The organism is Flavobacterium arsenatis (assembly GCF_031456785.1).
Lineage (GTDB): Bacteria > Bacteroidota > Bacteroidia > Flavobacteriales > Flavobacteriaceae > Flavobacterium > Flavobacterium arsenatis.
In genome coordinates this window covers 302,155-321,911 of the sequence record NZ_JAVDVI010000001.1, presented here as the reverse complement: position 1 = coordinate 321,911, position 19,757 = coordinate 302,155, and the positions used below count along the sequence as shown (strand labels likewise).

General features: G+C 34.1%; 23 protein-coding genes. 4 read left to right on the top strand and 19 right to left on the bottom strand.

Going from position 1 to position 19,757, the window contains the following annotated elements; translation table 11 throughout:
• Position 1: 1 nt before the first annotated feature.
• The 7 genes from J2X31_RS01415 to gcvP form a co-directional block, all read right to left on the bottom strand.
• Positions 2–769 (bottom strand): ABC transporter ATP-binding protein, encoded by a 768-nt coding sequence (locus J2X31_RS01415; RefSeq protein WP_310023798.1) that lies wholly within the window; start codon positions 767–769, stop codon positions 2–4.
• Positions 766–1,515, bottom strand: a complete 750-nt coding sequence (locus J2X31_RS01410) for an MlaE family ABC transporter permease (protein ID WP_310023796.1) — start codon at positions 1,513–1,515, stop codon at positions 766–768. The genes J2X31_RS01415 and J2X31_RS01410 overlap by 4 nt, the downstream gene beginning before the upstream one ends.
• A gap of 68 nt (positions 1,516–1,583) precedes the next feature.
• Positions 1,584–2,432, bottom strand: a complete 849-nt coding sequence (locus J2X31_RS01405) for a glycosyltransferase family 2 protein (RefSeq protein ID WP_310023795.1) — start codon at positions 2,430–2,432, stop codon at positions 1,584–1,586.
• 62 nt (positions 2,433–2,494) lie between these two features.
• The gene (locus tag J2X31_RS01400) at positions 2,495–3,025 is read right to left on the bottom strand and encodes a methyltransferase (protein WP_310023793.1); all 531 of its coding nucleotides are present in this window, start codon (positions 3,023–3,025) and stop codon (positions 2,495–2,497) included.
• A gap of 233 nt (positions 3,026–3,258) precedes the next feature.
• Positions 3,259–4,320, bottom strand: coding sequence for a 3-oxoacyl-ACP synthase III family protein (locus tag J2X31_RS01395; RefSeq protein WP_310023791.1), 1,062 nt, complete (start codon positions 4,318–4,320; stop codon positions 3,259–3,261).
• Between the two features lie 123 nt (positions 4,321–4,443).
• The gene (locus J2X31_RS01390) at positions 4,444–4,821 is read right to left on the bottom strand and encodes a group III truncated hemoglobin (protein ID WP_310023790.1); all 378 of its coding nucleotides are present in this window, start codon (positions 4,819–4,821) and stop codon (positions 4,444–4,446) included.
• An 80-nt stretch (positions 4,822–4,901) separates the two neighbouring features.
• Positions 4,902–7,751: an aminomethyl-transferring glycine dehydrogenase gene (gcvP, locus tag J2X31_RS01385; RefSeq protein WP_310023789.1), complete on the bottom strand. Its 2,850-nt coding sequence runs from the start codon at positions 7,749–7,751 to the stop codon at positions 4,902–4,904.
• A 134-nt stretch (positions 7,752–7,885) separates the two neighbouring features.
• Between gcvP and J2X31_RS01380 the strand changes: the two genes are divergently transcribed.
• The gene (locus J2X31_RS01380) at positions 7,886–8,695 is read left to right on the top strand and encodes a hypothetical protein (protein WP_310023787.1); all 810 of its coding nucleotides are present in this window, start codon (positions 7,886–7,888) and stop codon (positions 8,693–8,695) included.
• 98 nt (positions 8,696–8,793) lie between these two features.
• On the opposite strand, the gene J2X31_RS01375 is transcribed toward J2X31_RS01380, so the two are convergent.
• From J2X31_RS01375 to J2X31_RS01340, 8 genes are all read right to left on the bottom strand, one after another.
• Positions 8,794–9,243, bottom strand: a complete 450-nt coding sequence (locus tag J2X31_RS01375) for an SRPBCC family protein (RefSeq protein WP_310023786.1) — start codon at positions 9,241–9,243, stop codon at positions 8,794–8,796.
• Between the two features lie 56 nt (positions 9,244–9,299).
• Positions 9,300–9,686, bottom strand: a complete 387-nt coding sequence (locus tag J2X31_RS01370) for a hypothetical protein (protein WP_310023783.1) — start codon at positions 9,684–9,686, stop codon at positions 9,300–9,302.
• Between the two features lie 18 nt (positions 9,687–9,704).
• Positions 9,705–10,052 carry a hypothetical protein gene (locus J2X31_RS01365; protein ID WP_310023781.1) on the bottom strand — a complete coding sequence of 116 codons (348 nt, stop codon included), beginning with the start codon at positions 10,050–10,052 and terminating at the stop codon, positions 9,705–9,707.
• A 6-nt stretch (positions 10,053–10,058) separates the two neighbouring features.
• Entirely contained in the window at positions 10,059–10,964 is a 906-nt protein-coding gene (locus J2X31_RS01360; RefSeq protein ID WP_310023780.1) for a TIGR01777 family oxidoreductase, read from the bottom strand.
• 95 nt (positions 10,965–11,059) lie between these two features.
• On the bottom strand, positions 11,060–11,881 hold the full coding sequence (locus J2X31_RS01355) for a thiol-disulfide oxidoreductase DCC family protein (protein ID WP_310023779.1): 822 nt from the start codon (positions 11,879–11,881) through the stop codon (positions 11,060–11,062).
• The gene (locus tag J2X31_RS01350; protein ID WP_310023778.1) at positions 11,868–12,590 is read right to left on the bottom strand and encodes a YqjF family protein; all 723 of its coding nucleotides are present in this window, start codon (positions 12,588–12,590) and stop codon (positions 11,868–11,870) included. Before J2X31_RS01350 ends, J2X31_RS01355 begins: the two co-directional genes overlap by 14 nt.
• A 5-nt stretch (positions 12,591–12,595) precedes the next feature.
• Entirely contained in the window at positions 12,596–12,928 is a 333-nt protein-coding gene (locus J2X31_RS01345) for a hypothetical protein (RefSeq protein WP_310023776.1), read from the bottom strand.
• A 138-nt stretch (positions 12,929–13,066) separates the two neighbouring features.
• On the bottom strand, positions 13,067–13,570 hold the full coding sequence (locus tag J2X31_RS01340) for a GbsR/MarR family transcriptional regulator (protein ID WP_310023775.1): 504 nt from the start codon (positions 13,568–13,570) through the stop codon (positions 13,067–13,069).
• A 159-nt stretch (positions 13,571–13,729) separates the two neighbouring features.
• Between J2X31_RS01340 and J2X31_RS01335 the strand changes: the two genes are divergently transcribed.
• Both J2X31_RS01335 and J2X31_RS01330 read left to right on the top strand, forming a co-directional pair.
• Positions 13,730–13,972 (top strand): type II toxin-antitoxin system HicA family toxin, encoded by a 243-nt coding sequence (locus tag J2X31_RS01335; protein WP_310023773.1) that lies wholly within the window; start codon positions 13,730–13,732, stop codon positions 13,970–13,972.
• A gap of 3 nt (positions 13,973–13,975) precedes the next feature.
• Positions 13,976–14,335 carry a type II toxin-antitoxin system HicB family antitoxin gene (locus tag J2X31_RS01330; protein ID WP_310023772.1) on the top strand — a complete coding sequence of 120 codons (360 nt, stop codon included), beginning with the start codon at positions 13,976–13,978 and terminating at the stop codon, positions 14,333–14,335.
• A gap of 64 nt (positions 14,336–14,399) precedes the next feature.
• Here the strand turns inward: J2X31_RS01330 and J2X31_RS01325 are convergent, their stop codons facing one another.
• Positions 14,400–16,427: a M3 family metallopeptidase gene (locus J2X31_RS01325; RefSeq protein ID WP_310023770.1), complete on the bottom strand. Its 2,028-nt coding sequence runs from the start codon at positions 16,425–16,427 to the stop codon at positions 14,400–14,402.
• Positions 16,428–16,586: 159 nt separating this feature from the next.
• On the opposite strand from J2X31_RS01325, the gene J2X31_RS01320 reads away from it, so the two are divergent.
• Complete coding sequence (locus tag J2X31_RS01320; protein WP_310023768.1) at positions 16,587–17,249, top strand: hypothetical protein; 663 nt, start codon at positions 16,587–16,589, stop codon at positions 17,247–17,249.
• A gap of 102 nt (positions 17,250–17,351) precedes the next feature.
• Here the strand turns inward: J2X31_RS01320 and purE are convergent, their stop codons facing one another.
• The 3 genes from purE to J2X31_RS01305 are packed head-to-tail and all read right to left on the bottom strand — an operon-like array spanning position 17,352 to position 19,712.
• Complete coding sequence (gene purE / locus J2X31_RS01315) at positions 17,352–17,834, bottom strand: 5-(carboxyamino)imidazole ribonucleotide mutase (protein WP_310023766.1); 483 nt, start codon at positions 17,832–17,834, stop codon at positions 17,352–17,354.
• 12 nt (positions 17,835–17,846) lie between these two features.
• On the bottom strand, positions 17,847–18,425 hold the full coding sequence (locus J2X31_RS01310) for an HNH endonuclease domain-containing protein (RefSeq protein ID WP_310023765.1): 579 nt from the start codon (positions 18,423–18,425) through the stop codon (positions 17,847–17,849).
• Positions 18,426–18,428: 3 nt separating this feature from the next.
• Entirely contained in the window at positions 18,429–19,712 is a 1,284-nt protein-coding gene (locus tag J2X31_RS01305; RefSeq protein ID WP_310023764.1) for an AAA family ATPase, read from the bottom strand.
• Between the last annotated feature and the right edge of the window lie 45 nt (positions 19,713–19,757).

Genomic DNA, 19,757 nt, shown 5'->3' with positions numbered 1-19,757 from the left:
TTTATTTTAAATCCTTCAAATGAGCCTCTCTCACTTTCTTGAATAGATTTGAAGAATAAACAAATTCTACAACTGCTTCATTATCAGTAATAAAAATCTGTTCCTTCTTGCCTTGCCAAGCTTTTACACCGTTTTTCAGGAAAAGGATATTCTCGCCAATTTCCATAACCGAGTTCATATCGTGGGTGTTGATTACGGTTGTAATGTCATATTCTTCCGTAATTTCCTTAATCAGATTATCGATAAGGGTAGAAGTATTGGGATCTAAACCCGAATTTGGTTCATCACAAAAAAGGTATTTTGGGTTGTTTACAATGGCTCTCGCAATGGCAACACGTTTTTGCATTCCTCCCGAAATTTCAGACGGTAATTTATGATGGGCATCAATCAGGTTCACTCTTTTCAAAACAAAATCCACACGGTCATTGGTTTCAGAGCGATTATTTTTTGTAAACATTTTTAACGGAAAAGCTACATTTTGTGCAACTGTCATGGAGTCGAATAAAGCACTTCCTTGAAAAACCATTCCGATTTCTGTTCTCAAAGCACGTTTTTCATCAGGAGTCAAATCCGAATAAACACGTCCGTCAAAAATAATCTGACCCGAATCTGGAGTGTGAATTCCCAATAATGATTTCAATAGAACCGTTTTTCCAGAACCACTCTGTCCAATGATCAGATTCGTTTTTCCTGTTTCAAAAACCGTTGAAATTCCTTTTAAAACTTTACTGTCTCCAAAAGATTTCTCTATATTTTTTACCTCTATCATTTGCTTAAAAGTAATTGGGTTAGAATATAATTAATCAAAATGATCGTTACCGATGTCCAAACAAATGCAACTGTACTGGCTTTACCAACCTCAAGTGCTCCACCTTTCATATAATATCCGTGAAAGGATGGGATTGTAGCCAACAGGAGTGCAAAAACAAAAGTTTTTATAAAAGCATAAGCGATGTGAAACGGAATGAACTCTGTTTGCAAACCAAAGATAAATTCATCACTCGAAGTAAATCCGCCATAAACACCAGCCATCCAACCTCCAAGAATTCCTAGAAACATGGCTATTCCAATTACGAAAGGATAGAGTAGAAGTGCAATTAATTTCGGGAAAACCAAGTAGTTTAGGGAATTTACACCCATGACTTCCAAAGCGTCAATTTGTTCTGTAACTCGCATCGTTCCAATACTTGACGTGATGAACGACCCCATTTTTCCCGCCATAATGATGGAAATAAATGTTGGAGCAAATTCAAGGATTACCGATTGTCTTGTGGCAAAACCAATTAAGTATTTTGGAATCAAAGGGTTTGTAAGGTTCAAAGCAGTTTGAATGGCAACAACTCCACCAACGAAGAACGAAATGAAAGCAACAATTCCAAGCGAACCAATAATCAAATCATCGATTTCCTTGAGGATTAGTCCTTTCATTACGGACCATTTTGTGGGTTTGTTGAAGATTTCTTTCCACATCAGGAAATATTTTCCTATCTGCGACAAATATCGAATTAACATCATAGCATTAAATATGTTCAAAAATAACGATTAGTTATGAGTTATGGGTTACGACCGATGAGTTTTTATCTTTAAAATAACTTTTCTTTCATTTTTTTCAATCGATAATTTCGGATGAATTTTGCTTGTTCGGGAGTAACTAGCATTGTTTTTTTAGCCGATTTTGCTTTGAGGAAACCTTTGATATAGTCTAAAAACAACAGCGGTTTTTTCTTCATCATCGCCAATTTTGCCGAAGCTATTGCTGTAATCCAGAAACCATAGCCCAAGGTATAAAAGGCTTCGCCTTGTTTGTAACGAGCAGTTTTGTTATAGTTGGCTCCTGTTGGTTTTAAATGTTTTACTTTTAAGGAAGCATCCGTAACAACTTTCCAACCATAAAATTTTGACAATAATTCATCTACTGTATCCCAACCCATTGCAGGTTTCAAACCGCCAATTTGCTGGAAACATTCTTTTCGATAGGCTTTCAATGCTCCTCGAATATGGTCTTTGTCGGTGAGATTTTCTAAAACCCATTCACCATTTTTTTCTATTAAGCAAAATCCGCCAGCCATTCCAATTTTTTCATCAGATTTGAAATGTTGGATAATGGTTTCGAAATAATTACTTGGGAAAATCAAGTCTGAATCTGCCTTTACAATGAAATCATAGTTTTCGTCTAATGTTTCTAGCCCTTTTTGAAAAGCTTGAATCACTTTGCTTCCTGGCAAATGAATCGGATCAGAAGTTTTATTTACTAATGAAATAAACGGATATTTATCGGCGAAAGACAAGACAATTTCAGCAGTTTTATCAGTGGAATTGTCATTCACGACAACAATTTTTGCTGGTAAAACGGTTTGTTCAACTAAAGATTGCAAAGTCAAAGAGATTAATTTCTCTTCGTTGTGTGACGGAATGACGATGTAATAGTTCATATTAAATTCCAAATCTTTAAAATTCCAAATTCCAATTAAGGTTAGATTTTGGAATTTGGGATTTATTTATTGGGATTTCGTTCAGCAAAAACAATATAATATCTAGGGATGAAATAACGTAGTAGAGGTCTGAAACCGAGTTTTTTTACAGGATGTGTAAATTTTTCACGGGCGGTAATTTCCCATCCGGTTTTTTCCAAAAGCCAATCCAACTGCCAATCTTCAAATTCGTGGTAATGTCGGTCCCACATATCGGTTTTGCTTCTATAGGCTGGCGAAAACCATAAACGTAGTGGAATAGAAATTAATAATTTATCGCATTTTACATTTTGTAAAACAGTGTATGGATTCAATAAATGTTCGAAAATTTCAAAAGCTGTGAAAACTGAATACTCTTCGGTTTGCAAAGCGGTTTGATCATTGTCCAAATCTTCGCCTTTGGTGTTTTTTACGGCATAGCCATTTTCTTCCATTATTTTAGAAAACGGATTTGGAACGCCTAAATCAAAGATTGTTTCCTGGGTTGAAACGTGTTTTTTTAGAAACTCCAAAGTGTGTTTGAAACGCTTGTTTGGAAAAGTTTTTTCGTACATATTTTTTGGTTTCGATAATTGGCTCGAAGTTGCAAAGATAAATAAGTTTTAGGGATATCTGATGTTGAAGTTACCGCTGATTAGCCCAGATTGGAGCAGAAAGCCCGGAGCTCAAAAATTAGTGTTTTGTGTTCTAAAAAAGCGACCAACGGAAGCTCTTTTTAGGACACTAAAACACAATTTTTGAGCGAGGACTTGGAGTGGAAAGCTGGATTAGCTTCTGAAAAAATAAATTAATATCGGTAAACAAATGCATTCACATTCATTCCGGCACCAACTGATGCAAAGATTACGACATCGCCTTTGTGAAGTTCTTGATTTTCTATTTTTCCGTGAATGAGCAAGTCGTAAAGCGTTGGAACTGTAGCTACACTGCTGTTTCCTAAAAAATTGATGCTCATTGGCATGATGCCTTCTGGAGCGGTTTTACCATAGAGTTTGTAGAAACGGTTGATGATGGCTTCGTCCATTTTTTCGTTTGCCTGATGGATGAGGATTTTCTTGACATCATTAATAGCAACTCCGCTTTTTTCAAGACAGCTTTTCATAGCCAGGGGAACATTGCTCAAGGCAAATTCATATATTTTTCGTCCATACATCTTGATGTAGCGAACGTCTGGATCTAAATCTTTATTGAAAGAATTCCCGAAGAATAAATAATTGGCTTCTTCGTAGGCAAATGTTGCACTTTCGTGAGAAAGTATTCCTTCGCTGTCATTTTCTGATGCTTCGATGATGGAAGCTCCGGCACCATCTGAATAAATCATACTGTCACGATCGTGAGCGTCAACAACTCTTGAAAGTGTTTCGGCACCGATAACCAAACAACGTTTTGCCATTCCAGATTTGATGTAGGCATTGGCTTGAAGCACACCTTCTATCCAACCCGGACAACCAAAAAGGATGTCGAAAGCAACGCATCTTGGATTTTTGATTTGCAATTTATGTTTTACTCTTGTAGCCAAACTCGGTAAAATATCCGACTGGATGGCTCCGTGACGGACGTCGCCAAAATTATGTGCAAAGATGATATAATCAAGAGTTTCAGGATCGATATTTGCATTTTCAATCGCTTTTTGAGAAGCAAGGAAAGCAATATCAGATGCAACAAGGTCTGGAGTTGCATATCTTCTTTCTTCAATTCCTGTAATTCCTTTGAATTTTTCGATAATGATATCATTCGCGGAGTTTATCAGGCTTCCGTCCTCATTTAAAAAAGTGTGACTTTCAAAATCAGTGTTCGTCACTTTAAGTTCTGGGATATAACTTCCAATTCCGGTTATTTTTACAGTCATTTTTATTGGTATAAGTATAGCTAATTTATAAATTATATTTGAACCTGAAACATAAAATTTATTATGCATGCATACAATTATGAAATCGTTAAAAAATGTTAAAAAAATTAACAATAATGCAATTTATTTCTTCTCTTGCCGTGTTTTTATTTCAAGCACTGTTGCAATATTTAAGGCTTGAGTCTTTATTTTTTCAGCATTCGACCCTGTAAATAATTCATTTACAGTTGTGTTGAAATGGTAGAGCCAAATTTTAAACAATTCAGGTGTTAAATATTCCTTTTTGCTGATATCTAAATGAATTTGCGTCAGATTATTGAAATATCCACCAGTATTAAAGAGTGATTGTGACCAAAAAGTGACCAGAATCGGCAAATGTTCTTCCAGATTGAGCTTAACAACATCGGTAAAAATGTAGCTTATTGAAGAATCGGAAAGCAATTTTTTATAAAATTCGTCTACCAGACGATAAAGGTCGTCGTTGTTTTCAATATCTTTCATATACTGTTTATTGATGAAAACCCTTTCAGAGTTAAAACTCTGAAAGGGTTAGATTCTTTAATTTATAAAAAAGATAACAATTAATTTTCCATGTAGGCTTCGATTGGAGCACAAGAACAAATCAAGTTTCGGTCTCCATAAGCATCGTCAACTCTTCTAACTGATGGCCAGAATTTGTTGTCTGAAATGTATTCCAAAGGAAATGCTGCAGCTTCTCTGGTGTAAGGGAAATCCCAATTGTCAGTTGTCAACATTGCCAAAGTATGAGGAGCATTTTTCAAGACATTGTTTTTGTTTTCAGAAGTAGCGGCTTCAATTTCTTTTCTGATGGAAATCATCGCATCACAGAAACGGTCTAATTCTTCCAAGTTTTCGCTTTCAGTTGGCTCAATCATCAAGGTTCCAGCAACAGGGAAAGATACCGTTGGAGCGTGGAAACCATAATCCATCAAACGTTTTGCAATATCGGTAACCTCAATTCCTTTTTCTTTAAACGGACGGCATTCGATGATCATTTCGTGAGCCGCACGGCCCATTTCCCCTGAATATAAAGTGTCGTAATGACCTGTCAATCTTGCCTTGATGTAATTTGCATTTAAGATAGCATATCTAGTTGCATCGGTTAAACCTTCTGCACCAAGCATCGTGATGTATCCATAAGAAATCAAGCAAACCAAAGCAGAGCCCCAAGGCGCTGCAGAAATGGCAGAGATTGCGTTTTCTCCTCCAGTTGGAATAATTGGATTAGTTGGTAAAAATGGAACTAAATGTGCCGCAACACAGATTGGTCCAACACCTGGCCCGCCACCTCCGTGAGGAATTGCGAATGTCTTGTGCAGGTTCAGGTGGCAAACGTCAGCTCCAATTGTAGCTGGATTTGTCAATCCAACTTGGGCGTTCATATTGGCACCATCCATATAAACTTGTCCACCATTTTCGTGGATTAATTTTGTAATTTCAATAATTGAAGCTTCGTAAACACCGTGAGTAGAAGGATAAGTTACCATCAAGCAAGACAAGTTGTCTTTGTGCTCGATTGCTTTTGCTCTTAAATCTTCCACATCGATATTACCGTTTTCCATTGTCTTGGTTACGATAATTTGCATTCCTGCTAAAGCTGCCGAAGCGGGATTTGTTCCGTGAGCCGAAGCTGGAATCAAACATACATTTCTGTGGAAATCGCCACGAGAATGGTGGTAAGCACGAATAACCATCAAGCCAGCATATTCGCCTTGAGCACCAGAATTTGGCTGTAAAGTTGTTCCTGCAAAACCAGTTACAACATTCAATTGTTCTTCTAATTTTTTTAGCATCAATTGATAACCTTCTGCTTGTTCGATTGGAGCAAATGGGTGAATACTGTTCCAATTTGGCATACTCAAAGGCAACATTTCTGCAGCAGCATTCAATTTCATCGTACAAGAACCTAATGAAATCATAGAATGATTCAAGGCCAAATCTTTTCTTTCCAGCATTTTGATGTAACGCATCAAAGCCGTTTCCGAATGGTGTTTGTTGAAAACATCGTGTGTCAAGAACGTGCTTGTTCTGGCTACAGCATCAGGATAATTAGTCTGATTTGTTAATTCAGAAACTTTTACGGTTTCTTTTCCTACTGCTTCCGCAAAAATAGAAAGGATGGTATTGATGTCTGAAATGGAAGTCGTTTCGTTGAATGAAATCGAAATCGTATCGTTGTCGATATAATAGAAGTTAACTTCGTTTTGTTCTGCAATTGCTTTTACTTTTTTAGCATCAGCCTTAACAACGATAGTGTCAAAAAATGCAGTATTTGTTTGGTAAACGCCTAATTTATTCAAAGCTTCTGCAGTAGTTACCGCTGAAGCGTGAACTTTATCAGCAATATATTCCAATCCTTTTGGACCGTGGTAAACTGCATACATTCCGGCCATAACAGCCAATAGTACTTGTGCTGTGCAGATGTTTGAAGTTGCTTTTTCACGTTTGATATGCTGTTCACGAGTCTGTAAAGCCATACGAAGTGCACGATTTCCGTTTGTATCAACTGTCACTCCGATAATTCTTCCTGGCATGCTTCTTTTGTATTCTTCTTTTGTTGCAAAAAAGGCTGCGTGAGGACCTCCGTAACCCATTGGAATTCCGAAACGTTGTGTAGTTCCAACTACAACATCGGCTCCTAAATCTCCAGGAGAAGTCAATCGAACCAAGCTTAAAATATCAGCAGCAACTGCAACTTTGATGTCATTTGCTTTTGCTTTTGATATAAATCCAGCATAGTCGTAAACCTGTCCGAATTTCCCAGGATATTGAAGTATTGCTCCAAAGAAATCATTTCCAAAGGCAAACTCTTCGTGGTTTCCGACAACCAATTCAACCCCGATTGGAGTAGAACGCGTTTCCAAAACGGATAAAGTTTGTGGCAAAATTTCTTCTGAAACGAAAAATTTATTTACGTTGTTTTTCTTTTGATCTCTTGTTCTAACGTCAAAAAGTAACGCCATTGCTTCAGCAGCAGCCGTACCTTCATCCAAAAGTGATGCATTTGCAATTTCCATCCCTGAAAGCTCGATAACCGTGGTTTGGTAATTCAATAAAGCCTCAAGACGACCTTGTGCAATTTCAGCCTGGTATGGAGTATAAGCTGTGTACCATCCTGGATTTTCAAAAACATTTCTTTGAATTGCAGCAGGAACAATTGCTGGGTGGTATCCCAAACCGATGTACGATTTGAATACCTTATTTTTATTTCCTAATTGTTGGATGTGGTTCAAAAACTCATATTCAGTCAAAGCTGGCTCAAGATTCAAAGGTGCTTTCAAACGGATATCGTCCGGAAGCGTTTCATATATTAATTGCTCTATCGATTCGGCACCAATCGTATGCAACATGTGTTGTAAATCATTCTCTCTTGGACCAATATGTCTTAAAGCAAAAGCATCTGTTTTCATATAAAAAAGTGGGTTGTTTTTTGAGGCACAAATTTACTCATAAATAATAAATATTAATCTGTTTTATAATGCGATTTTTGTGATTTTTTAAAGATTTAACAAGTGTTTTTGTTGGATTCGTTATTTTTGTAAACATGAAGAGTATCAGGCAAGTATTTGATTTTTATCTCAACGGAAGTATTCATGTTGCTCTTGCTGTACTTTCCTTGGTTTTGATGACCAATCACATGTTCCAAAATGCATTTGATTTACCAATGGCAGGCTTTGCTTTCTTAGGAACGATCTTCGGATATAATTTTATTAAATATGAAGTTTTTTTCAGAAATAAAAAGCCATTGTGGAAGGAATTAAAAGCCATTGCAATATTGAGTATTTTTTCATTTTTGGCTTCAGCCTATTTCTTTTTTTGTTTGGAAAAAGCGACTCAAATTACCGCTGTCATCTTCTTTGGATTAACTTTTTTATACACCGTTCCAGTCTTTTCAAAGAAAAAAAATATCAGAAACTGGAGTGGTGTCAAGATTTATATCGTAGCCATTTGTTGGTCGGGAGTTACGACTTTATTGCCTTTGATGAATGCTGGAACCGATGTTTTCTCGGATGTGATTTTAAAATGTTGCCAACGATTTTTATTAATTATTACCTTGATTTTAATTTTCGAAATCATCGATTTAAGAACCGATGATCCTGCTTTGGAGACTGTTCCACAGAAAATTGGAGTGAAGAAGACCAAAATTCTCGGGCTTATTTTATTGATTCCGTTTTATTTTTTAGAATTTTTTAAAACGAATCTGGACACAAACCAACTTTTTATAAATGCTATTTTAGTAATTGTAACAACCCTTTTTATGCTTTTTGCAAATGAAAAGCGTTCCAAATATTACACTTCTTTTTGGGTAGAAAGTATTCCGATGTTTTGGTTGTTGTTGATTTATTTGTTTTGAATGTTTTTATCCTGCAAGGTTTTCAAAACCTTGTAGGTTTTGCTTTTTTGAGGAATTATAAGACCTACAAGGTTTTGAAAACCTTGCAGGATTGGAAACTACTTTTCGGCTAAATCTTTTATGATTGCATTCCTTTTTTTGATGAAAGAAGTCATATATTTTTCTAATATTAATTTATCGAAAATATTCCCAAAGATTCCAAAAGGTGTTTCATAGAAAATTTCATCGGTCATAATTGTTTGTCCATCTTCAAATTTAAATGAATGCTCGTGACGAAAGGATTTAAAGCTTCCTTCCAGCATTTCATCCACAAAATAAACTGGGAAATCCATTTCTGGAATGATGCTTTTATGTTTGAGATAAAAGCCAAAATGTTTGCCTCGCCAAGTTACAGTTTCGTTGAGTTCAATCAATCCCGAAGTTCTTCCATCTATTGCTTTTTCATTGGTTTGATGGGTTGAAAGCAAATGAATGTCGATGTTTCTCGAAAGGTTGAAAACGATTTCTATCGGAGCGTTTATTGAGGTTGTGATTTGGATTTTTGTCATAATGTTGATTTAACTCCTTCAGAGTTTAAAACTCTGAAGGAGTTGCATGTATGTAGTTAAGCTTTAAAAACAATTCGTTCCGTTGTTTGTGCTTCTCTCGCTTTTCTTTTTCCTCTAAAGAAGAAATATAAATTAAAGAATAACATCACGCCAAGATAGATAGAAAATCCGCCGATTTTATAACTCAAGGCTTCAATTAAAACTTGATAATTATCTTGGTATAAATTCATTTCTAGAATCATTAGGGCAAAACCAATGTTCAAAAGATAAAAACCTGTTTCGAAAAGTCTGTTTGTTGCTTCTGCAATTTCTTCGCGACCTCTAAAAATATCCAGCATAAATATCTTTCCGTTTTTGAAAAGTGTTTTAGAGACAAAGTAAGTCAAGAATAAGGCAATTGGCAAATAAATGCAGTAACCGATTAAAATTTTTGAAGTTTCCATAAGGTTGAATTTAAAAAGTTATTTAATTAATTTTTGAACGTAATTCGTTAGAATAAAAATGTTTAAGTAATGCAAAACGGCTAGAATGCCAACAATTAGTGCTGTTTTTGAAGAAATGACAGCAATTAATTCAGTAAAATTTGTGATGGTCGACCAACTGATCAATGTCATTGCACAGTAACCTATATTGATAAGGTAGTAGGCAATCAATAACATTTTGTTGATTTGCTGACACAATTCTTCGTGGTCAGGAATTAGTTCTAAAACAAAAATATTTCCGTTTCGATAGCATATTTTTCCAACTATTATAATGATGTAAGTTGTGATGAGTAGGAAAATAAAATAGCCGAGGATATTGAAGTTCATACAATTTTATTTTAGATTTTCTAAAGCTTTCTCCAATGTTCTAAATTCAAATTCAAAATCGCTTTCGACCAATCTTTTCGGAATTACATTTCTACTTTTCAAAACCAATTCTGTTTCGGTTCCGATGATTTTTGCTCCCAATTTCAATAGCTTTTCACCGATCGGAATTCCTGTGGGAACACCTAAACTTTTGCGAAGCGTCTGCATAAATAATGCATTTCGAATGGGTTTTGGAGATACGATATTTGCAACTCCCGTCATTTCTTTTTCGTAGATAAACTCTACAGCTCTGGCAAAATCTTTTTCGTGAATCCAACTGATGAATTGGTTCCCTTTTCCTTGTTTTCCACCAAAACCTAGCCTTGTCAAATTTTTAAGCGGAAGAAAAGCTCCTCCGTTTTTGCCCAACACAATTGAAGTTCTTAAAGCTGTTTTCTTTGTGTATGGAGTTTCGGTTTCAAAGAACGTTTTCTCCCAAGATTTGGCAATATTCATAGAAAAGTCATCGCCAATTTCACCATCAACTTCATCCATTTGCTTGTCTAGAGAATGTCTGTATATTGTTGATGTAGAAGAATTCATCCAATGTTTTGGAGGGTTTTGACAATTTAAAACGGCAAGATTCAAAATCCTCGTACTTTCAATTCTAGAGTCTAAAATTTCTTTTTTGTTGGCTTCTGTATATCTGCAATCCACAGATTTTCCTGCCAGATTGATGAGCAAATCAGTGTTTTCCAATTTTTTTTCCCAGCCTGTAAAAGTTTTGGCGTTCCATTTTACATATAGGATTCCGTCTTTTGTTTCAGAATTTCCTCTTGTCAGGATTATTATTTCTTCAAATTTATCCTTGAAATGATTCACTAAAACTTGACCTAAAAATCCAGTTCCTGCAACGATGATTAGCTTTTTCATGGTTTTACTTTTTTTGCCACAGATTAAAAGAATTCGAAAGGATTTTTTTTAATGTTGGAAATCATTCTAATCCTTTTAATCTGTGGCTAATTATTTTATAAACTTAAGATGATAGTTAAGGCAATTATTCGATAAATTACCCAAGTATAAGAAAGATAAAATGGAAGTTCCAAGAGTCTTATTCTTCTAAAATGTTCCATAAACATTATGAAGACCGTAATTCCAAACCAACTTAAAACTATAATTTCTGGAATGTTGAGGAATTGATTCAGAATTAAAATAGGAGTGAGAATCAAAGAACCGAATAATGAAACGGTCATTAAGTTTCCTGTATAATTCAAAATTGTTTTACTATCAAATTTTAGTAGAAATAGACCTTGAAAAACAATTTGCCCAAAGGCTAAAATCAATTCCCTACTAAAGTTTCCATTTGGTAAATTTGGAAGTAATGCTGAAAAATTATAAAGCGTTAAAGCTGTCATGAATGTCGCAAAAACAATATATAAAATTCTGTATTTGTAATTGAAACTTGGAACACATTGCAAAGCTTTTCCATTTTCTTTTTTATTCGGAATAATCACTTTTCGATTATAAGAAATAAAAGAATATAGTTTTTTTAGAAAGAATTTTATTGGGGCAATAGTTCCGATTTTTTCCATCCAAGGAAAAGAATTTCCAATTACTTTCAGCAAACTATCAATTCCATAAGTCACGGTTTTATTTTTATTATCGACCAAGGCAATTTCGTTTGAAGCTTTTTTGATGTCGATAAAGATTTGTTCTTCATTTGTCAAGCATGAAAAAGGTTTCTTTCCGTTTTCGTCCAGCATTCCAGCTTTTATAAAACCAGTTGTGTAGAGACTGCAAAGCGGACAATCTTCGTCGTAGAGTAAGGTTTGGTTGTTAAGCGTTTTCATATTCTAGTCTTTTTTTATTTCCGACACTTATTTCAGAACCAATTGCCAACATTACAGAAACTGGCTTTTGATTTTTTAGGAATCCGAATTCATTTCCATAAACACCTTCAAAATCTACATCAACTTGAAAGTTTATAACTTCGAATTGTTTCCATCTAGGATGTTTCACTTCATACTCAAAAGTGATTTCGTTGTTCACTTTTGTGTAGCCAAAATAATGTTCGGTTATAAATTCAGCTTCTGAATTTGCTTCAATTTCAATTGCTTTTTTTTCTGTCTCAACCAAAATAGTATTCCATTTATCTTTAGTTTTCCATTGATAAACAAAATCAGTTGAACTTTGATTTTCTGTAACTGAATGTTTCATAGGTAGCGTTTGATAATGCTCTTTATAAATAGTATTTGCAACAAATGTTAAAGCTCGTTTCGGCACAATTTCTTTAACAAAAACAACACCGCGTTTCCATTGGTTTTCTTCCCATCTTTTAACATAAAAACGAAGGTTTACTTCTTCAAAATTAACGTGAAATGGAATTTTTATTCCCAATAATTTTACATTTTTAAACATAAAACCAACCAAGCTCACATAACATTTGCCGTTCCAAGTGTCTATTTCTGTTCCTGTTGGAATAAATTTTTCTACTATTTCAGCATCAATTTCGTAATTGATTAATGCTAGGTTTTTCCATTGTGCGATTAAGAAATTCATAATAGTTATTGTTTTTTATGAAGTATGATTGTAAAGTAAATGGCCAAAATGGGAGGCATACAATAAACTATGCCACCATAAGGTTCGGCAAAATCCCACCAAAAACCAGCTGTAAAAGCCATGAAGAAAAAAAGAATTACAGAAAAACCATAAATTTTAAAATGGATGTTTTCCTTTAAATCAGAATTATACGTTAAAGCAACTCCAACTTGAAATATTCCCAAGGGGATTAAAGAAAATAAAGCATAAGCATAGAAACTCTCATCTAAAATCCCTGCTAAACCGAGTAAAACCGGTATAGCCATCATAACGTAATTTAGCATATTTATACTTTTCATAATCTATAAATTTTTAAACTTTCAGAAAAAATTGAAACTTTTGGTTAAATTTTTTTATTTCTATTTAATACGAAGGTTGATATTATTTTTCATTGGTCTCATAGTTTTCAAATATTTATTTTTAATTGAATATAAAAACTATTTCATAATCTTCATAACCAAACGACCAATCCAATTGTCTTTAAATTCGGTAACCTTGTCAAGCATATTGTCGGCTTTCAAGACGAAATCATATAATTTTGAAGTCTGTTCTACAAAATGCTTTGTTTCGGCAGATTTGGTTTTGTCAATTGAAGAAACGTCTTTCAAAACTTTCAGAGCAGGCTTGATTTCTCTTTTACTTCTTTCCTGTGCAATTTTCACGGCCAATTCATCCAAGTCTTTTTCGGCAGTAAAAAACTCTTTTCGTTCGCCCGATTTGTATTCTTTGTAAACGATTCCCCAATCCATTAACGCACGTAAATTCATACTCGCGTTTCCTCGGGAAATCAACAATTCTTCCATAATGTCTTCCATAGAAAGTGGTTCTGGCGACACCATTAACAAGGCGTGGATTTGTGCCATCGTCTTGTTAATTCCCCATTGAGAACCTAAAGCTCCCCAGGTTTGAATGAATTTATTTTTTGCTTCCTTGAATTCCATGGTTCAAAGATATGACTTTATTTTTAAACTTTCAAAAATAATTGAAAGTTTATTTTCGATTATAATTTTTCTTAAGTTGATAATAATAATATCTTTATTAAAACAAGAATTTTATTGCAACTATATTTTAGTTGCAATAAAAATAAATAGTATATTTGTATGAGTAAAGTTGAAAAGCTGATAGAGAAATTAAAAGCACGACCGAAGGATTTTACTTGGGATGAAATGCTCAAGGTGTTAAAGCATTTTGGTTTTGAACAAATGGCTCAAGGAAAAACGGGTGGTTCAAGACGAAAATTCGTTAATAGTGAAAAACAGGTTATAAGCTTGCACGAGCCACATCCACAAAAAGTCTTGAAATTATATCAGTTGGATATTATTATTGATTTTTTAAATTTATAAAAGATGAAAAATTATTTAGAACATAAAGGTTATATCGGAACGGTGGAATTTTCTGCAGATGACAAGATTTTCTTTGGAAAAATTCAGGGAATAACGGATCTTGTTACTTTTGAAGGCACTTCTGTCGAAGAGCTGGCAACTTCTTTTGAAGATGCTGTAACCGATTATTTGGAAACCTGCAAAGCATTAAATAAAAATCCAGATAAGGTTTTTAAAGGTTCGTTTAATGTTAGGATTTCACAAGAGTTGCACCAAAAAACGGCTATTTTGGCTTCTAAAAAAGGTCTGAATCTAAATGAAGTTGTAAAAGAAGCTTTGAGTTATATCGTGAAACATGAAGAGGTTTTGGATCAAGCTTATTGATTGTTAAAGAAATGAAACCCTGTCAGAGTTTAAAACTCTGACAGGGTTATTTGAAATCATTATATTAAACCAACCCCGCCCTTTTCAACAAAGCATCCGGTTTAGGTTCACTTCCGCGAAAGCGTTTGTATAAAACCATAGGATGTTCGGTTCCACCTTTTGAAAGGATGTTTTCCTTGAATTTTTGGGCAACTCCTGAATTGAAAATGCCTTGCTCTTTAAAATATTCAAAAGCATCGGCATCCAAAACTTCGGCCCATTTATAACTGTAATAGCCCGAAGAATAACCCCCTTGAAATATGTGCGAAAATGAAGTACTCATCGCGTTTTCCTTTACATCTGGATATAATTTTGTGGAAGCAAATTGCTCGGTTTCAAAATCCTTGATTGAAGTAATTCCCGTTGGATCTTGTCCGTGCCAACCCATATCCAGCAATCCAAAACTCAACTGTCGCATTGTTGCCAAACCTTCTTGGAAACTCGCACTTTCCTTAATTTTTTGGATGTATTCGATTGGAATCACTTCTCCCGTTTCATAATGATGGGCAAACAAAGCCAAAGCTTCTGGCTCATAACACCAATTTTCGAAAATCTGACTTGGTAATTCCACAAAATCCCAATAAACGCTTGTTCCTGACAAACTTGGATAAACCGTGTCGGCTAACATTCCGTGTAAAGCGTGACCAAATTCGTGGAACAAAGTGGTTACTTCGTTGAAAGTCAGTAAGGAAGGTTTTGTCTCTGTTGGTTTTGTAAAATTACAAACAATCGAAACATGAGGACGTTCGTTATTTCCACCCAAAACATATTGCGATTTATAGGAAGTCATCCAAGCGCCATTTCGTTTGCCTTTTCTAGGAAAGAAATCAGCATAAAAAATCGAAACCAAGTCGCCCTTGATGTCTTTCACTTCATAAGTTTTTACATCTGGATGGTATTTTTCGATGTCGTTCACTTCCACGAAAGTTAATCCAAACAACCGATTGGAAACCGTGAAAGCTCCTTCCAAAACATTTTCAAGTTTAAAATAGGGCTTCAGTTTTTCATCATCCAAATTAAATAATTGCTGTTTTAATTTTTCTGAATAATAAGCTCCATCCCATTTTTCCAGCGTTTCAATTCCGTCCAAATCTTTTGCAAATTGAGTCAATTGTTCAAATTCTTTCTGAGCTGCTGGTTTTGCTTTTTCTAATAAATCATTCAGGAAAGTCGTTACTTTTTCTGGATTTTCAGCCATTCTTTCTTCCAAGACAAAATGTGCATGAGATGCATAGCCTAACAACTTTGCACGTTCAAAACGCAATCGTGCAATGTCCAGAACAATTTGCTCGTTGTCGTGTTCATTTTTCTGGAACCCTTTTGCTCCAAAGGCAATCGCCATTTTTTTACGCAATTCGCGATTATCTGCATAGGTCAAAAACGGAACATAACTTGGATAATCCAAAGTGAAAACCCAGCCTTCTTTTTCTTGGCTTTGGGCAATTTCCTTTGCCGCCTCAATCGTTCCTTCTGGTAAGCCCGAAAGGTCTTTTTCATCTGTGATATGTAATTGAAAGGCATGGGTTTCGGCCAAAACGTTTTCTCCAAATTCAAGGCTTATCTTCGATAATTCCTTATCAATTTCTCGCAATTGATTTTTCTTTTCTTCGGATAAATTGGCTCCGTTTCTAGAAAAGCTCTTGTATTTTTTATCCAATAAAGTAATTTGTTCTGGAGTTAAATCTAAAGTAGATTTCGAATCATAAACGGTTTTTACTCTATTAAATAAATCAGCATTCAAACGGACATCATTCCCAAATTCAGAAAGCAATGGCGAAACTTCCTGTGCAATCTGTTGCAATTCATCATTTGTTTCAGCCGAATGAAGGTTGAAAAAGATGCTTGAAATTCGATCCAAAGTCGCACCACTAAAAGCCATTGCTTCGATGGTGTTTTCAAAAGTTGGAGCTTCTGGATTGTTTACAATGGCATCTATTTCGGCCTTGGCATTTGCAATTCCTTCTTTAAAAGCGGGAAGATACTCTTCGGTTTTTATTTGAGAAAAAGGAGCTGTATCGTGTTTTGTGGTAAATTTTTGTAGTAGAACTGACATATAGTTGTAACGATTAAGTTTTTATTACTGCTTTCAAAAGTATGAAATAGAGAAGTAATTTGAAAGGTTGTTGTGAAAAGGTTAAGTCAATAGTTATAGAAATGTTATTTAATGGCTTTTCACTTTTATAAGCCTTAACTTGTCAAAAAAGAGAATATCATGAAATATAAAGTAGAGATTCAGAATATTGAAATTGTTGACGAAATAGCGAATTACTGGACAAATGAAGATTATGTCTATCTGTTGGAAAAGTTTGAGTTTCCAGATGCACAAAGTATAAAACCAGAAAATCTTTTGGAATATCTAAAGATGGCCATTTCAGATTTTGAACCCAAAGATGCGGCAAGAATTCTTTTAGAATATAAACTTTCAGAAGATTTAACAGAAGGACAAATCGACCAAATCTCAAACGATATGCTGTTGGATAAAGTATGTGAGGAATATCCGGTTATTGCATTGCATGCCAAGTTATTTCACGTCAACCAATTGCTTTTTAAAGCTTACAATGGCACTTTTCCAAATGCAAAAGCCTCGATAATTGATTGTTCTTTCGAAGCGATTGATGCCAAAGAAGAAACAAAAATTACAAAAGAAATGGCGTTGGTTTTATTGAAAGATGGATTTTCTGGAAGTAATTTGATCAAAAGATTGTTTGAAGCTCCATTGAACCAAGAAGTTCCATTTTCAGATGCGGAAGGTATTGTTTGGTATTTAGAAAGTGAAGACAATGTGAATTTTAAACTCACGACTTCGGAATATTGGATTAGTAGAGAGGATATTAAGGCTTCTGAATTTGAGGATGTTTTTAACGTTGCAGAATAAGTATTTAAAAATTTAACCGCAAAGTTCGCAAAGGTTTGACGCAAGGTTCGCAAAGCTTTGTGTCCTTTGCGAAATTTCTTTGCGAACTTTGCGGTTAAAAAATTATTTTAAACCTTCCGAAGCTTTGATAACAGCTGCTTTCAAACCTTCTTTGTAAGCAATCATTTTTTCTTGTACAGTTTTATCAGAACTTCCGATAATTTGTGCTGCTAAAATTCCAGCGTTTTTTGCGCCATTCAAGGCAACAGTTGCAACGGGAACACCACCCGGCATTTGTAGAATAGACAAGACGCTATCCCATCCATCAATAGAATTGCTCGATTTTACTGGAACGCCAATCACGGGAAGTGGCGACATTGAAGCGACCATTCCTGGTAAATGTGCAGCTCCACCAGCTCCGGCAATCACAACCGAAATCCCTCTTTTGTGGGCATTCATACTAAAATCAAAAAGCTTTTCTGGAGTCCTGTGAGCTGAAACGATATCCACTTCTGTTTCGATTCCGAATTCTTTTAATATGTCGATGGCATCCTGCATGACGGGCATGTCTGAGATGGATCCCATTATTATGGCTACTTTGTTCATTTTTTTAGTTAATTAGTGTGGAATCATATTCCAAATATCAATATTAAATTCTTCTTGAATTGCTCGAAGGTATTTTATATAATCGATTTCTAAATTGATTAATTCTTCAAAATAAGCTTTTTCGTTTCCTTGAAAACCTCTACTGATAATCATCTCTTTTCTTCTTTCAATATATTTTTTTCTGTTTTTAACAAAGATTTCATCATTTAGATTTAATAAATCTATTAAGTTTTTTGCTTCCGTATCTTCGGGTTTATGTAGAAAAAAACCATCAGAATAAATTAATCGTTCTTCAAGATTTTCATCTGTTGGATATAAAATTGGTTCAATCCATTGTGTTCTTTTGGCATTGTTAGGTTTATGTTTGACCATAAACCAATTTTCATAAGAATCATTTGCAGTGTATTTCAGACCTGGATTAAAATGTTCGATGTCAACTGCATCATTAATGCCAATATATTCTTCAGTATAAGCACAGAAGTTTTTTTGTTCTCGTAATAAAATTGACCTTAATCTGTTATTACTTCCATTTTTATAAATAATATTTTGCAGAACAATTTCAGAATTAGGATTCTTTATAATTCTTTTCATACCCTAGAAGTTATATTCCTCTCCAAGTTTTTCTAACTCTTCGGCATATTTCTGCTTTACATTTTCATCCTTTTCAAAAAAGACCTTTTGTTTAAGATTTAAATATTCTTCATATTTCTCTTGACCATATTTATTAATGTAGTTAATGCCAAAATCATTGTAAAGCATATCATTCGGGTCATCCCCAATTGGTGATTTTCCTAGTCTAACTTGTACTTTTCCATTCAGATCAAAATAAAGAATAAAACGCTCTTCTGGCTCAAAAGATGCAGCTATAAAAGGAGAATGTGTGGCTACAATAAATTGTGCTTTGGGAGCAATTTTTTTATAGTAATTCATTAATTCCATTTGAATATCTGGAAATAAGGAACGCTCAGGTTCATCAATTAAAATGATAGAATCTTTTGTATCAAGTTTAAACAGAAGTAAAGCAGTAAGAAGAAGTTGTTTTGTTCCAGTACTTGTGTTTTGTATTGGAATGTTTTCCCCTGATATTTTATTATGTAATGGAGTAATATTTCTAGTATTTACTAAATCGACTTCCAAATTTATTTTTTCTAAAATACTATTGAATTTTTTAGAAAATTCTATCAATGGATTAATGTTGTTGTCTTTCCAGTTCTCAACTTTTTTTTGAGATGTGCTGTCTAGCATTTTACCGCTATTGATTAATTCAGATGCGAATTGTAAAAATTTTTGCAAATAATTTATGTTTTCTTCCAATAATCCAATCCAAATAGCATCTTCAACTTTGTCATCGAATGTTAATCTAAAATATGAATTATTTTTTATTTTTTCTTTTAAAGTTTTATAACGTTCTATTAATATAACGGTTTCTTCTTCAAAAAGTTTGATATTTTGTTTAGATAGAATTTCTGCAGTAAAATAAAATAATTTATTCTTATAATTTATTACATCTTCTGAACCACCATTATAATTTCCTTGGTGAAAATTAAATTTTTTATTGTCAATTTCAATTAATTCTTTTTTATGCTTGTAAATAATAGAGTCTGCTTCAAAATCTAATTCAATATTGTAATGATTAAAATCAAGAGGAGTTAAAATTTTATTTTTACTTATTATTCTTGAATCATAAAATTGAGATATAGTTTCTTTAATCAACTCCAATAAACTAGTTTTTCCACTTGCACTTTGTCCAATAAAACATATTTTGTCTAAAGGTTTTCCTCTTTTTTCTTCAATATGGAAATCTTCAGGATATGTAAAATCAAATTTAAGATTTTCTAAATGCCTAAATTGGTCTATATGTAATTTCGAAATTTTCATTTGTTGAGTTTTTACAAATTTAATTAAAAAACAATAGCTTTTTTA

Bases quoted from the DNA above. Each gene is read 5' to 3' on its own strand.
- J2X31_RS01415 (WP_310023798.1), bottom strand. From the start codon at position 769: ATGATAGAGGTAAAAAATATAGAGAAATCTTTTGGAGACAGTAAAGTT.
- J2X31_RS01410 (WP_310023796.1), bottom strand. From the start codon at position 1,515: ATGATGTTAATTCGATATTTGTCGCAGATAGGAAAATATTTCCTGATG.
- J2X31_RS01405 (WP_310023795.1), bottom strand. From the start codon at position 2,432: ATGAACTATTACATCGTCATTCCGTCACACAACGAAGAGAAATTAATC.
- J2X31_RS01400 (WP_310023793.1), bottom strand. From the start codon at position 3,025: ATGTACGAAAAAACTTTTCCAAACAAGCGTTTCAAACACACTTTGGAG.
- J2X31_RS01395 (WP_310023791.1), bottom strand. From the start codon at position 4,320: ATGACTGTAAAAATAACCGGAATTGGAAGTTATATCCCAGAACTTAAA.
- J2X31_RS01390 (WP_310023790.1), bottom strand. From the start codon at position 4,821: ATGAAAGATATTGAAAACAACGACGACCTTTATCGTCTGGTAGACGAA.
- gcvP (WP_310023789.1), bottom strand. From the start codon at position 7,751: ATGAAAACAGATGCTTTTGCTTTAAGACATATTGGTCCAAGAGAGAAT.
- J2X31_RS01380 (WP_310023787.1), top strand. From the start codon at position 7,886: ATGAAGAGTATCAGGCAAGTATTTGATTTTTATCTCAACGGAAGTATT.
- J2X31_RS01375 (WP_310023786.1), bottom strand. From the start codon at position 9,243: ATGACAAAAATCCAAATCACAACCTCAATAAACGCTCCGATAGAAATC.
- J2X31_RS01370 (WP_310023783.1), bottom strand. From the start codon at position 9,686: ATGGAAACTTCAAAAATTTTAATCGGTTACTGCATTTATTTGCCAATT.
- J2X31_RS01365 (WP_310023781.1), bottom strand. From the start codon at position 10,052: ATGAACTTCAATATCCTCGGCTATTTTATTTTCCTACTCATCACAACT.
- J2X31_RS01360 (WP_310023780.1), bottom strand. From the start codon at position 10,964: ATGAAAAAGCTAATCATCGTTGCAGGAACTGGATTTTTAGGTCAAGTT.
- J2X31_RS01355 (WP_310023779.1), bottom strand. From the start codon at position 11,881: ATGAAAACGCTTAACAACCAAACCTTACTCTACGACGAAGATTGTCCG.
- J2X31_RS01350 (WP_310023778.1), bottom strand. From the start codon at position 12,590: ATGAATTTCTTAATCGCACAATGGAAAAACCTAGCATTAATCAATTAC.
- J2X31_RS01345 (WP_310023776.1), bottom strand. From the start codon at position 12,928: ATGAAAAGTATAAATATGCTAAATTACGTTATGATGGCTATACCGGTT.
- J2X31_RS01340 (WP_310023775.1), bottom strand. From the start codon at position 13,570: ATGGAATTCAAGGAAGCAAAAAATAAATTCATTCAAACCTGGGGAGCT.
- J2X31_RS01335 (WP_310023773.1), top strand. From the start codon at position 13,730: ATGAGTAAAGTTGAAAAGCTGATAGAGAAATTAAAAGCACGACCGAAG.
- J2X31_RS01330 (WP_310023772.1), top strand. From the start codon at position 13,976: ATGAAAAATTATTTAGAACATAAAGGTTATATCGGAACGGTGGAATTT.
- J2X31_RS01325 (WP_310023770.1), bottom strand. From the start codon at position 16,427: ATGTCAGTTCTACTACAAAAATTTACCACAAAACACGATACAGCTCCT.
- J2X31_RS01320 (WP_310023768.1), top strand. From the start codon at position 16,587: ATGAAATATAAAGTAGAGATTCAGAATATTGAAATTGTTGACGAAATA.
- purE (WP_310023766.1), bottom strand. From the start codon at position 17,834: ATGAACAAAGTAGCCATAATAATGGGATCCATCTCAGACATGCCCGTC.
- J2X31_RS01310 (WP_310023765.1), bottom strand. From the start codon at position 18,425: ATGAAAAGAATTATAAAGAATCCTAATTCTGAAATTGTTCTGCAAAAT.
- J2X31_RS01305 (WP_310023764.1), bottom strand. From the start codon at position 19,712: ATGAAAATTTCGAAATTACATATAGACCAATTTAGGCATTTAGAAAAT.